The organism is Paenirhizobium daejeonense, assembly GCF_014280875.1.
GTDB classification, from domain to species: Bacteria; Pseudomonadota; Alphaproteobacteria; order Rhizobiales; family Rhizobiaceae; genus Allorhizobium; species Allorhizobium daejeonense.
Map to the genome: position 1 here is coordinate 615,733 of NZ_JACLAL010000003.1, position 12,993 is coordinate 628,725.

Sequence of the window (12,993 nt, forward strand, 5' to 3'; positions counted from 1 at the left end):
CCTTCGTGGACGGTGCCTTCAGCATAAATTTTCGAAATAAGAAGATGCCAATTCTGGTTTGGCGAGATAGACATCATGGAGAAGCGATCCCGGAAATTCAGGGCCTTAATTGACTGAAAGCAAGACGTAAATGGCAATCAAAAAGACCGAACTGTACTCTTCTTTGTGGGCAAGCTGCGATGAGTTGCGCGGAGGCATGGATGCCTCCCAGTATAAGAACTACATCCTCACCCTGCTGTTCGTAAAATATGTTTCGGATAAATACGCCAAACAGAAATACGGCGCTATCGTCGTGCCTGCAGGTGGTTCTTTCGCTGATATGGTTGCCCTGAAAGGGCAAAAAGACATCGGTGACAAGATGAATACGATCATCGGTGAACTAGCGCGGGCCAATGAGATGGCTTGGCTGTCCAATGCCGACAATGACTTCAATCATGAAGATCGGCTTGGCAAAGGGAAAGCCATGGTCGACACATTGACCAAGCTCGTCGGCATTTTTGAGAACCTTGATCTCGGAAAGAACCGCGCTGACGGTGACGACCTGCTTGGTGATGCCTACGAATATCTGATGCGCCATTTCGCAACGGAGTCGGGGAAGAGCAAAGGCCAGTTCTACACCCCTGCCGAGGTGTCTCGCATTCTTTCGAAGGTCTTGGGCATCAACGCAAAGACCAGCCAGGACGAGACCGTATACGACCCCACTTGCGGTTCCGGGTCTCTGCTCCTGAAGGTCAACGACGAAGCGCCGAATGGCCTCTCCCTTTACGGTCAGGAAAAAGAACAGGCCACGGCAGCCTTGGCCAAGATGAACATGGTCCTGCACAACAGCCCATCGGCTGAAATCTGGCAGGACGACACGCTGTCCGCACCCCACTGGAAGGACAAAGACAGTAAGCTGCGCACCTTCGATTTTGCCGTTGCCAACCCTCCGTTTTCGCTCAAGTCATGGAGCAATGGCTTCACGCCGTCCAATGACGAGTTCGAGCGCTTCGAATACGGCGAGCCGCCCGAGAAAAATGGCGACTACGCCTTTCTGCTGCATATCATCAAGTCCCTGAAAAGCACCGGCAAGGGCGCGGTAATTTTGCCGCATGGTGTCTTGTTCCGTGGCAATGCCGAGGCTGACATCCGCCGCAAACTCATTCGCCAAGGCTATATCAAGGGCATCATCGGACTTCCTGCCAACCTCTTTTACGGCACTGGCATCCCCGCTTGCATTATCGTGATCGACAAGAGCGCCGCAGGACCAGAGCGTCCCATATTCATGATCGATGGCAGCAAGGGTTTCGTCAAAGACGGCAACAAGAACCGTCTGCGCGCGCAGGATATTCATAAGATCGTGGATGTCTTCAATCGTCAGCTCGTGGTGGATCGGTATTCGCGCCTTGTTCCATATGACGAGATCGCCAAAAAGAACGACTTCAACCTCAATATCCCCCGCTACATCGATGCCAGTGAGCCGGAGGACATCCATGATCTGGACGCGCATTTGAATGGCGGTATTCCAGATCGGGATATTGAAGCCCTGAAAGCCTACTGGGATGTCTTCCCCTCACTGCGCAAAACCCTGTTCGCCGATGGCGTACGCCCCGGTTACGCAGAGGCACTAGTGGAATCGCGCACGGTAAAGGCGACGATCCTCGGCCATGCCGAATTCGATGCTTTCAAGAATTCTTCCCTGAAGCGCTTCCACAATTGGAAGGCGAAGCACCAGGATCAACTGGCCGCGATCAAGGTCGGCGATAAGCCGAAAGAACTGATTTTCGACATTTCTGAAGACTTGCTGGCGCAGTTCGACGGCGCGCCACTGCTCAGCAAATACGACATCTATCAAATCCTGATGACCTATTGGGATGAGGTCATGCAGGACGACGTGCACATGATTGTCCAGGATGACTGGAAGATCGCCAAGACCGTCCGCCTTCTGGTGCCGATCAAGGACAAGAACGGCAAACCCAAATACACTGAAGAGCATGACTTCGAATTCGGTGCGGCCGAAACCAAGAAGCGCTATCGCAGCGATATCGTCCCGCCGTCACTGGTCATCGCGAAATATTTCGCAGACAAGCAAGCGGCACTGGATGCCCTTCAGGCTAAACACGATAGCGCGGTGCAGGAGCTTGAAACCTTTATCGAGGAAAATACCAGCGAAGACGGCCTGATCGAAAACGCCAAGAACGACAAAGGGGCTATCGGACAGAAAGGCGTGAAAGACCGGATCAAGGAAACCAATGATGCTGACGAATTGGCAGCGCTGAACAAATGCCTTGCCCTTATCGTCAGCGAGGATGCCACGAAGAAGGCGGTCAAGGCGGCAAAGCTGAAACTTGATGAGCTGGTCTTCAAGAAAATCCCAACACTCTCAGATGACGAGCTGAAGATCATCGTCGTTCATGACAAATGGTTCGGAACGGTCGAGGCGCGAATTGTCGAGGAGATCGAGCGGATAACACAGCAATTGGCCGACCGCGTGAAAACTCTGGAGGAGCGTTATGCCGAAACCTTGCCTACGGTGAACAAGGACGTTCAGAAATATGCTGGACTTGTCGAAGGCCACCTCAAAAAGATGGGGCTGGCATGGTGAAGGCAGGATACAAGCAGACTGAAGTCGGTGAAATTCCAGAAGACTGGGAGATTGAGCCACTTAGTAAGGACGTAAACCTCATATCGGGACACCACATCTTAGCTGACTACTGCAATAAGTCAGGCTTGGGGACACCTTATCTGACTGGACCAGCCGATTTCCCAGACGGGAGAATAACGCAGACGAAATTCACTACCAGGCCAGCCGCTTTATGCGACACTGGCGATTTGCTGATTACGGTGAAGGGCTCAGGGGCCGGTACTATTGTTGAGGCAGATAGTGTTTACTGTATTAGCCGACAGCTGATGGCTATTAGGGCTAAAAAGTGGAATAAAAAGTTCCTCTACTATTCAATATTGCAAAATGCATCTCAAATCCAGGCAGCTTCGGCTGGCCTGATACCTGGGCTCTCGCGACACGATATCCTTGATCAAGAAATCCCTCTGCCAAATGACGAAGATGAACAAAAAGCCATCGCAGATGCTTTGTCGCACGTCGATTCGTTGATCGCGTGGTTGGAAAAGCTGATCAAGAAGAAGCGCGACATCAAAACTGCGACGATGCAGCAACTGCTCACCGGCAAAAGACGCCTGCCGGGTTTCGGCGAAGGCAAAGGAAAAAAGCAGACCCAACTCGGCGAAATCCCGGAAGATTGGGATGCAGCCCGCATAGGCGATAATTTCGACTTCAAAAATGGCCTCAATAAAGCCAAACAATATTTCGGCCACGGAACACCTATCGTTAACTATATGGACGTGTTCTCGAACTATGGAATTGGAGCGTCCCAAATACAAGGGAAGGTTGATGTTTCGCGAGATGAGATAAATAACTACAGCGCCAAAAAAGGAGACGTGTTTTTTACTCGAACGTCAGAGACCGTCGATGAAATTGGTATCGCCGCAACACTTGTGGAGGACGTTCCGAATACAGTTTTTAGCGGGTTCGTTTTACGCGCTCGCGAGAAGGACGGGAGTAAGTGCCTATCCCTAGAATTCAAGAAATACTGCTTCCATTCTGAAGTCGTACGCAAGCAAGTAAGATCGACAAGCTCCTATACGACGAGAGCGCTTACAAACGGAAAATTGTTGTCCGAAGTGCGCTTCCCTCGCCCGAGAGATATACGGGAGCAAGAAGAAATCGCGCGCGCTATATCAAATATGGAATCTGAGATTTCCGCAATCGAGAAGCGCCTCCATAAGACCAAGGCCATCAAACAAGGCATGATGCAGGAATTGCTGACGGGGAGGACGCGATTGGTATGACGATCACCCGCAGCTATTACCGGATCATGCTGGGCCGCAAAAGCGTCCATGCTAAGGAGTGTCATGACGGGCAGTTCATCGGTGGCGATTGGGGTATGGATTTTGACCTGAGCAGCACGCTGCCCGATAACTGGCGCGACTTTAACAAGATGTACAATCCGATCTTCCTGGAGCGTAATCCAGGAAAAAGCAAGGTGGCTGCTGGTCTAGCCTGCGGCATGCTGCACACCATCTGTAAGGGCCTCAAGATCGGTGATTTCGTCCTTTGCCCAACCGGCAGTGGAGCCTATTGGGCGGGAGAGGTCGTTGGAGATTACACTTACGTCCCGGGCGCAATCTTGCCCCATCGCCGTCAGGTCCGCTGGTATCCGAAGACCATCGACCGCAGCGAACTCAGTCAGGCCTTGGTGAATTCAGCGGGCTCCATCGGCACTGTCAGCAACATCTCCAAGCACGGCGCGGAGATCGAAAGTCTGCTGGCCGGGCATGCCCTACCGACGCTGATATCAACGGATGAACTGGTTGAAGACCCCACTGTGTTCGCGCTCGAAAAGCATCTCGAAGACTTCCTTGTACAAAACTGGGGGCAGACCGAGCTGGGGAAACGCTTTGACCTCGTTGAGGATGAGGGTGAAGTCGTCGGCCAGCAATATCCAACTGATACCGGCAACATAGATATTCTGGCCATCAGTAAGGACAAGACTGAATATCTGGTGGTGGAGTTGAAGAAGGGCCGCGCAAGCGATGCCGTGGTCGGCCAAATTCAGCGCTACATGGGCTATATTCTGGATGATATCGCAGAGCCGAACCAAGGTGTGCGTGGAGCAATCATTGCCTTGGAAGATGATTTGCGTCTGCGCCGAGCCCTGCGCGTGACCAGCAATATTGAATTTTACCGTTATTCGGTGAGCTTTAAGCTATTTAAGAATTAGGGGGAGCCATGAACGATGTTGGGCAGGTGGAGCGCGCGACGCAGAATAGAATTGTCAAACTGTTCTGCGAGCAATTGGGATATAGCCATCTTGGCAATTGGATAGATCGCCCTGATAACAGCAACATCGAGAAGGACATTCTGGGCGATTGGCTTCGCGGGCGCGGCGTCAGTGACGTCCTGATCACCCGCGTTTTTCGCGAGTTACAGAATGCCGCCGCCCTTGGTGATGGCCGCCACCTCTATGATGCCAATAAGGACGTCTACCGCCTGCTTCGCTACGGCGTGAAGGTCAAGGAAGGTGCCGGAGAGCAAAACCAGACGGTTTACTTGATCGACTGGAAAAATCCCGAAAAAAACGATTTTGCTATCGCTGAAGAGGTTTCGGTTAGCGGCGCGAACAAGAAGCGCCCGGACGTTGTTCTATACGTAAACGGAATAGCGCTGGGTGTGGTTGAACTTAAGCGCTCTAGCGTTTCCGTGGCCGAAGGCATACGCCAGAACCTCGATAATCAGAAAAAGGCCTTCATCCGCAATTTCTTCACGACCATGCAGCTCACCATGGCCGGAAACGACACCGAGGGACTGCGCTACGGCACCGTCGAAACCACCGAGAAACACTATTACCAGTGGAAGGAAGACGGCGAGAACCCTTACGGCTATCTGCTGGATTTCCATCTCAGCCGCCTTTGCCAGAAAAAGCGCTTCCTGGAGATCATTCACGACTTCATGGTGTTTGATACCGGCACCAAGAAAACCTGCCGCCACAACCAGTATTTTGGCGTGTCGGCAGCGCATGATCATGTGCAAGATCGCAAAAGCGGCATCATCTGGCATACGCAAGGGTCGGGCAAAAGCCTGACCATGGTCTGGTTGGCCAAATGGATACGCGAGAACGTGAAGGACTCCCGCGTTCTTGTCATCACCGACAGAACGGAGCTGGACGAGCAGATCGAAGGAGTGTTCTCCGGTGTTGACGAAAAGATTTACCGGACCAAGAACGGCGATGACCTGATTGCCACGCTGAACAATTCGACCGAATGGCTGGTCTGCTCTCTGATCCATAAGTTCGGCAGGCAGGGAGAAGACGAAGACACCAAGGCCACCGAAGACTTCATCAAGGAGTTGAAGGCCAGTCTGCCAGCTGGCTTTAAAGCAAAGGGCGACTTTTTCGTCTTTGTCGATGAATGCCACCGAACGCAGTCCGGCAAACTGCACGATGCCATGCGGCTGATCCTACCGGACGCAACCTTCATCGGCTTCACCGGAACGCCCCTCCTGAAAGCGGACAAGAAGAAGAGCATAGAGGTTTTCGGCAGCTTCATCCATACCTACAAGTTTGACGAAGCCGTCGAGGATGGCGTGGTGCTCGATCTTCGATATGAAGCCCGAGACATCGACCAATACGTTTCCTCTCAGGAAAAGATCGACAAATGGTTCGAGGCCAAGACCAAAGGCCTATCTGACATGGCCCGCGCCCAGCTCAAGCTGAAATGGGGCACATTGAAGAAAGTCCTGTCCAGCCAGGACAGGCTGGAACAGATCGTCAACGACGTTTTGATGGACATGGAAACCAAGCCGCGCCTGATGGATGGACGCGGCAATGCCATGCTTGTTTGCAGCAGCATCTATCAGGCATGCAAGGTCTACGATCTCTTCTCGAAGACTGACTTGGCCGGAAAATGCGCGATTATCACCAGCTACCAGCCGTCGCCCGCTGACATCAAGGGCCAGGACAGTGGTGCCGGGCTGACCGAAAAACTCAATCAGTATGCGATCTATCGCCGGATGCTTGCCGAGTATTTCGAAAAACCAGAAGACGAAGCCATGTACATGGCCGAGGAATTCGAAAAGCAGGTGAAACGGAAGTTCATCAAAGAGCCAGGGCGAATGCGTTTGCTCATCGTGGTGGACAAGCTGCTCACCGGCTTTGATGCGCCCTCCGCGACCTATCTCTATATCGACAAGGAGATGCGCGACCATGGTCTTTTCCAAGCGATTTGCCGTGTCAATCGGCTCGACGGCGAGGATAAAGAATATGGATACATCGTCGACTACAAAGACCTGTTCCACCGCCTAGAGGGAGCGATCAGCGACTACACCAGCGGCGCATTCGACGGCTATGACGAGGCAGACGTCAAAGGCCTTCTTGGAGATCGGTTGGAAAAAGGCCACGAGCGGCTGGAAGAGGCGAGGGAAACCGTCAAGGCGATCTGTGAGCCGGTCCTCGAACCAAGAGGACAAAACGAGTATCGCCACTACTTCTGCGGCGATCCTGCAAACCCTGGGCAGCTGCAAGATTTCGAAGCCCGCCGGATTGCCTTGTATAAGGCTGTCGCCAGCTTGCTCCGCGCTTATGCCAACCTCGCAAATGAACTTGAAGATGCAGGATACACAGCAGCAGAAGCCGCGCAAATTAAGCACGAGGTTGAACACTTCAGCAAGGTAAGGGAGGAAATCAAGCTGGCGAGTGGCGATTACATCGACATGAAGCTTTACGAACCAGCGATGCGCCACCTTTTGGATACCTACATCAAGGCCGAAGATAGCGAAGTTGTTGCTGACTTTGAGGAATTGGGCCTGATTGAACTCATCGTGAAGCGTGGCGATGCTACCCTTCAGGATACCCCGCTCGCGATGATGACGAGCGAAGAATCTATGGCTGAGACTATCGAGAATAACATGCGCAAGGTTATTATCGATGAGAAAGACGTGAACCCGAAATACTATGAGAAAATGTCGGAGCTGCTGGACGCGTTGATCGAGGAGCGGCGAAAGCAAGCTTTGGATTACAAGGAGTATCTGTTCCGCGTAAAGGAATTGTCGGTGCAAGTTCTCAACCCAGGTGGGATTGATCCGAAATCCTATCCGGCATCAGTTGACACGCCTGCAAAGAAGGCGCTGTACGACAATTTTGAGGCTTATGAGCTGTGGGTCACCAAGGTGGATACGGCAATACGAACCGCCAAGAAGGCCGATTGGATTGGAAATCCTCAGAAAGAGCGCGAACTCGCGGGCGCGATTTACCGGGCCATCGGCGATGACGAGCGTATCGAGAAAATCGTCGAACTCGTGAAGAACCAGTATGAGTACAGATAGCCGGTACGTCGAAGTGTCCGGGCTGTACGTCGAGGTCGTTCGGAAGAAAATTAAAAACCTTCATCTAGCGGTTTATCCTCCGGACGGGATGGTGAGGGTTGCAGTTCCGTTGCAAACCACCAATGAAAGCATTCGCTTGGCAATCATTTCTCGTCTTGGCTGGATAAAGAGGAAGCAAGCGGAATTTGAACGACAGCCTCGGCAGTCGGAACGACAATTCGTGACGGGCGAGAGTCATTATTTTAAAGGACGGCGCTACATACTGGAGGTCTTCGAGCGGTCAAAGAAACCGTCAGTAGAGCTGAAAAACAACTCAAAAATACTTCTTTCCGTTCGGCCCGGCACACCTAAAGAAGCCCGATCAAAAATCATGGCTGATTGGTATCGGTGCCACCTCAGAGAACAAGTGCCCGCTCTTCTGGACAAGTGGCAACCCGTGATCGGGAAGGAAGCTAGTGGCTGGCGCATTCAAAAAATGAAGACCAGATGGGGTAGTTGCAACATTGCTTCGAAGCGGATTCTGGTAAACCTCGAACTCGCAAAAAAGCCTCCAGAGTGCCTCGAATACATCGTTGTTCACGAACTCATTCACTTGCTCGAACGCCATCACAACGAGAATTTTCGCGCATTAATGGATCGTTTTCTACCGAGGTGGCGATTGTGGCGAGATTTGCTGAATAGCGAGCCTCTTGCCCACGAGAACTGGAGTTACTGACTGTTCATGAGCGGTATGCCGTTAGTCTCACATCTGCATTTGAATCGACCTCTACCCAGTTAGTTGGTTTTGGTAACCCTGGCGGCAAACACCGTCGACCCCGCTACAAATGAAACTGGCTCCGCGCCATGCCGATTTCCATTCTCCTGACCCATTGTGAAAGCCCGAAAAGTTTGTAATTGGTCGTCTCAAGTCAGGACATTAAACGGTGCCCCGGGGGATTTTTGAAGAAAAAAACATTCAGTCGCGCCGAACGATATGCTGTCTGGACCGCGCATGGCGAACGATGCTGGCTGTGTCGCAAGCCAATGAATTATGCAGAAATGCACATCGATCACATAATTCCGGAGGCACTCGTAGGAACCGAAGAGCTAAAATCGGTCCTCGAAACGTTCAAGCTACCGCCAGACTTCGACCTTAATTCTTGGTCAAACTGGATGCCTGCCCATGGTCCTTGTAACGTAGATAAGAAAGAGCACGTATTCGAGCCTGCGCCAATTATTCTCAAGTATATCGCTGCTGCTCGCGTTAAATCGAATGAGGTGCAAAGACTTCACGATAGGTTTCTTGCTAACCGGAAACTCGATGTCGCATTTGCTCAGGTAATTCAAGCCTATGAGGACAAAAACCTGAGCAGCGATCAACTGATGGAATTGGCCAAGGTCGCCGCCCACGAACATACTCCGAACCGCGCGGCAGACATGAAGGATCAGCCCGTTTTACTCGCACCCGGAATTACGGTCTTACGCGAGAACACAGACCAGTTTATCCTCCAAGGGCCGAGCGGGATGGTCGGAGTGCGGCCTAAGGGGGACCGGCTTCACAGCAGCTGGGACTGTCCCAGTTGCGGCGTCACCGGGTGGAGCGGAGCGCGCTGTATACGCTGCGGTCAGTTCAGCGATGATTGATATTCGCTTTCTTGTCCCAACTGTGCCGTACTAAGCAATGCATGCAAAGTAGCGCTCTGAGGCGAGGCGGCAATCTCTGGAGGAGCCGAGACTTCACCTTTATGCGAGCTGAAGGCCGGGTACTGACAATGGCTCCATGCGAGCGTGCCACCGGTCTTCCATTGGATTGTAAATTCCTGGTAGAGGGTAGAACCGGTCGATCAGTGTGAAGTCTTTGACGTTCATGGTTGCGATTGCCACTCTGTGAACGAGGGCGACTGCCGCTATGTGGAGGTCTTGTCCAGCTCTGGGCTTTTGGGCCCTCGCGTTTGCGACAAATAGGTTTTTCAATCGGGGGTCAGCGGCAAGGACGCCCCAGACCTCTGCGATCTCCGTGTTCGTATCGATGACGGGAAGCCCGGAGGCCGCAAGGCGTTGATACCAGGTCGCTAAGCGTACGGCGCGAACCGGGTCCTTTTGAGAAATTTCCGTGATGCCCATTTGGAACTCCATCACGACTGCTATCGGAAGCATCAGGTTCTCGGCTGTCTCAATGAACCGGATCACCGCAGGATGCGGGTTTCGCCTGCTTGTTTCGCTGAGAACGCATGTGTCGAGTAAATAGCCGAGTGACATGTCGATAGCCTAGTTTTCGCTGCCGACAGCCTTCCATTCTGTGGTTAATTTCGAATTAAAGGTAAACCGCATGCTCGATTGAGCGATTCGTGCTGCCACGATACTTCGATACTTGTTTTCGGACTTGCTAATAAAAGTTTGCTGGACATTCTTTTCATTTCACCTATATGCTCGGCATACCGGCTTCGCGCTTCTGTCATTAATCGGAGGCTCGAAGAATTCTTTGTTTCCGGAGGTAAATGTGTCAGGCAGCAGCCCGGAAGAATTCCTTATCCTCACAGAAAACGACCAGGAGCTTAATCGCTTCTTTGACCGCGTGCGTGTTGCGGGAAAGATTGTGGTGAAAGCTGGCGAACACGAATTCGTCGTCGAGCACAGACCGGCTACCATTACCGGTGAAGCGCGGCGGCTGCTTGCACGAGGCGGCCCCGAGGACTGATTTCACCTAGAGAAATCGACTGCCTATAATTGCTGTCTCGCCGTCATGGACAAAGCTGACGCTGTATCGTGCACGCGAGACGCCGACATACAGCTCGGCCAGAACGCCGCTCACATACTCATAGTTACCCGTCCTCAGCCAATTTGTCCCCTTTTTGTGGGGGAATATGAGAACGCGGTCGAACGTCATTCCTTTGGACTCTCCGAAATTCAATGCTGGTAGTCCCAGACAGTCCGTAGTCACTTTCAGCCGAAGAACCTGTGGCTGGAAGGCCTCGACGTACGCGCTTACCGAACTTGCTTTTACGAAGAATATGCCATCGTGGCCGGTGCTCTTTTCATTTCTTGATTTTGTGCGCTCATGCAGCGGGTAGAAGCTGTCCGCCAAATCCGCGATCTTCTGGTTGCACCGATGCGTATCAACGTGATGTTCCAGAACCGCGAGCCTTTTCTTTTCCCAGTCTTTGAATTTATGAACGATATCAGGCCCGCGAAATTTCTTGTGGCGCGACGAGTTGTTCGTCGAGTAGGTCGACTGCCGGGGATCGCCGACCAATACGACCTCTAACTTCGAGCGCAGCATTGCCTCGATGATGTCGATATCGTAACCCGCCACGTCTTGGATTTCGTCGATGTAGACACGCTCGAAGCGCTGCTCCAATCGACGGATTACAGCTCCCGACGATGCGGAGTTGCATGCTTCTACGAATTCAGCGAGCTTGTTCGAATAAATCGAACTTGTGCCACCGAGATAGTACCGATCTGGATCATCCTTCCTGGCAAAACGATCTAACGTCGTTTCGACCCACCGAATCCCATCGATCCTGCGGTCGATTTTTGTATCCTGGTAAGGTCGGGCCATCTCCCTCAACAGGAAGGTGTACCAGGACAGTATCTCGACGTTCTCTGGTATGATGCGAGCGCGCTGGTGAAATTTTGACTGGATTTCGTGTACGTTGTTTCGAGTATAGGTGATTATAGCCGCGCGCTTTTCAGGAAGCGCAAGAACCTCATCCACGATCCTCGTTGTTTTTCCGCCGCCAGCAGCGGCTATCACGATCCGATTATTGGATGGCACGTTGAATATACTCCGGCACCTTCCACACCTTATCGGTCTCGAAAAGTTTAAGGGCTACCTCAGTCTTGTTGCTTTCCATATATCTCAAGAGTTCGGCATCAGTGGCATAGCTCTTGCCAAGGATATCGTTGAGCATTTGTCTGCCGTTTTCCGCGAGCAATTGAGGTTCAAGCGTATTATCGGATTCCCTCGGATCGAACTGGATCGAGATGTGACCGTGAGGCAGGTAGTCTTTGTACTTTTCCTTCAACTTCGCGACGCTGCCATCGTTATCAGTGACGACGTCAACTTTGATTTTGAGAACGTCGGCTATCTCCAGGAACCGTTTGAACGCCAGTGAACTGACGCTGATAACGTCAACACCTGCTTCAAGAGGCATCTTACCGTGTTTGCGATGAAACGCCTTTTGCACAACAAGTTCGTCTGATGGCCCTTCGACGAGGATCGCTCGTTTCGAAAGGACAAGCCGCAGAGTGTCGTATCCAGGAAGCTTCAGGAAGTAGTCACGGGTCTTGGGAGTTAAAGAAGTCAGCTTGGTCGCAATACCATTCTTGAACATTAGAACTGCATCAACCCCGAGCTTGTTCATCACGTAGCTGCTGTGTGTTGTAATGAGGAGCTGCCGGTCAACACGCTTCGTCGCAATGTGGTTTATCAAGTTTGCCAGATTCGAGAAGGAAAGGTGATTTTCAGCCTCTTCGATTAGGAAGAGGTGGGACTTGTCCCCGTTGTCTAGCGCAAGCTTTATCTTGACGGAACTCTGCTCGCCCTTGCCGACCAGGGTCATCGGTATGTCGTCCAGATGCGGCATGACACCCAACTCCCAGCTCGCCCGCGATGAGCTGTCGAGAGAGACGGTGATTGCCTTCTCGGATGCGGTCCCCTTTTTGGCGGCCAGTCCAGCGTTGATGGCGGCAACTTTTGGCTCTGCGAGGAACCGGTCTTTCATCTGGCGATACGTCAGAGCCAGACCGACCTGTTCTTCCCGAGTCAAGCTGTCCTTGACGACATCAAGGACATATCGATTGGCGACACCGCTATTGCGCAAGGTGCTGGCGTCAATGAAACTGGGCTTCAGAGGAATGGACCTGGCAGTCACGTCATTGTCGGCGAAATCGCGCCATCGAACGATATAGTGCTCGACAGGAACTGTTCGGATTGGCTTTGGCTCCTTGATGTAGTCGATGTATTCGGCTTTGAAACCTTCGTTGAATTCGATGAGGAGCTTCACCCCAGTGAACTGCCCCCACTTTCGACCGGACACTCAGCATAAGCAGGAAGGCTCAAGCACAGGCTTGAGGATAAGCTTATGTCTAACGAGTTTCGACAGGTTGATCTGATGATCGGTGACGTCCGGCGGCGA

10 protein-coding genes are annotated in these 12,993 nt (G+C 52.2%); 7 read left to right on the top strand and 3 right to left on the bottom strand.

The window, feature by feature from the left end; genetic code table 11:
- The first annotated feature begins 130 nt into the window (after nucleotides 1-130).
- The 6 genes from H4I99_RS09720 to H4I99_RS09745 all read left to right on the top strand — a co-directional run bounded on the left by H4I99_RS09720 (nucleotide 131) and on the right by H4I99_RS09745 (nucleotide 9,499).
- Entirely contained in the window at nucleotides 131-2,584 is a 2,454-nt protein-coding gene (locus tag H4I99_RS09720; protein ID WP_163900394.1) for a type I restriction-modification system subunit M, read from the top strand.
- The gene (locus H4I99_RS09725) at nucleotides 2,578-3,846 is read left to right on the top strand and encodes a restriction endonuclease subunit S (RefSeq protein WP_163900392.1); all 1,269 of its coding nucleotides are present in this window, start codon (nucleotides 2,578-2,580) and stop codon (nucleotides 3,844-3,846) included. The genes H4I99_RS09720 and H4I99_RS09725 overlap by 7 nt, the downstream gene beginning before the upstream one ends.
- Nucleotides 3,843-4,778 (top strand): endonuclease NucS domain-containing protein, encoded by a 936-nt coding sequence (locus H4I99_RS09730; protein WP_163900390.1) that lies wholly within the window; start codon nucleotides 3,843-3,845, stop codon nucleotides 4,776-4,778. The genes H4I99_RS09725 and H4I99_RS09730 overlap by 4 nt, the downstream gene beginning before the upstream one ends.
- Nucleotides 4,779-4,786: 8 nt before the next feature.
- On the top strand, nucleotides 4,787-7,876 hold the full coding sequence (locus tag H4I99_RS09735; RefSeq protein WP_163900387.1) for a type I restriction endonuclease subunit R: 3,090 nt from the start codon (nucleotides 4,787-4,789) through the stop codon (nucleotides 7,874-7,876).
- Nucleotides 7,863-8,591, top strand: coding sequence for a M48 family metallopeptidase (locus H4I99_RS09740; RefSeq protein WP_163900385.1), 729 nt, complete (start codon nucleotides 7,863-7,865; stop codon nucleotides 8,589-8,591). The genes H4I99_RS09735 and H4I99_RS09740 overlap by 14 nt, the downstream gene beginning before the upstream one ends.
- 224 nt (nucleotides 8,592-8,815) lie before the next feature.
- Nucleotides 8,816-9,499, top strand: coding sequence for an HNH endonuclease (locus tag H4I99_RS09745; protein WP_163900384.1), 684 nt, complete (start codon nucleotides 8,816-8,818; stop codon nucleotides 9,497-9,499).
- Between the two features lie 99 nt (nucleotides 9,500-9,598).
- Here H4I99_RS09745 and H4I99_RS09750 read toward each other — a convergent pair whose 3' ends face one another.
- Nucleotides 9,599-10,114, bottom strand: a complete 516-nt coding sequence (locus H4I99_RS09750; RefSeq protein WP_163900382.1) for a PIN domain-containing protein — start codon at nucleotides 10,112-10,114, stop codon at nucleotides 9,599-9,601.
- Nucleotides 10,115-10,355: 241 nt separating this feature from the next.
- Between H4I99_RS09750 and H4I99_RS09755 the strand changes: the two genes are divergently transcribed.
- Complete coding sequence (locus H4I99_RS09755; RefSeq protein WP_163900380.1) at nucleotides 10,356-10,553, top strand: hypothetical protein; 198 nt, start codon at nucleotides 10,356-10,358, stop codon at nucleotides 10,551-10,553.
- A gap of 6 nt (nucleotides 10,554-10,559) precedes the next feature.
- Here the strand turns inward: H4I99_RS09755 and H4I99_RS09760 are convergent, their stop codons facing one another.
- Both H4I99_RS09760 and H4I99_RS24480 read right to left on the bottom strand, forming a co-directional pair.
- Nucleotides 10,560-11,630, bottom strand: a complete 1,071-nt coding sequence (locus H4I99_RS09760; protein ID WP_163900379.1) for a UvrD-helicase domain-containing protein — start codon at nucleotides 11,628-11,630, stop codon at nucleotides 10,560-10,562.
- Nucleotides 11,617-12,861: an ATP-dependent nuclease gene (locus H4I99_RS24480; protein ID WP_342345159.1), complete on the bottom strand. Its 1,245-nt coding sequence runs from the start codon at nucleotides 12,859-12,861 to the stop codon at nucleotides 11,617-11,619. Before H4I99_RS24480 ends, H4I99_RS09760 begins: the two co-directional genes overlap by 14 nt.
- Nucleotides 12,862-12,993 lie beyond the last annotated feature (132 nt).

What these genes read in the sequence shown, in the direction of transcription:
- H4I99_RS09720 (WP_163900394.1), top strand. Translation starts at nt 131, where the DNA reads ATGGCAATCAAAAAGACCGAACTGTACTCTTCTTTGTGGGCAAGCTGC.
- H4I99_RS09725 (WP_163900392.1), top strand. Translation starts at nt 2,578, where the DNA reads ATGGTGAAGGCAGGATACAAGCAGACTGAAGTCGGTGAAATTCCAGAA.
- H4I99_RS09730 (WP_163900390.1), top strand. Translation starts at nt 3,843, where the DNA reads ATGACGATCACCCGCAGCTATTACCGGATCATGCTGGGCCGCAAAAGC.
- H4I99_RS09735 (WP_163900387.1), top strand. Translation starts at nt 4,787, where the DNA reads ATGAACGATGTTGGGCAGGTGGAGCGCGCGACGCAGAATAGAATTGTC.
- H4I99_RS09740 (WP_163900385.1), top strand. Translation starts at nt 7,863, where the DNA reads ATGAGTACAGATAGCCGGTACGTCGAAGTGTCCGGGCTGTACGTCGAG.
- H4I99_RS09750 (WP_163900382.1), bottom strand. Translation starts at nt 10,114, where the DNA reads ATGTCACTCGGCTATTTACTCGACACATGCGTTCTCAGCGAAACAAGC.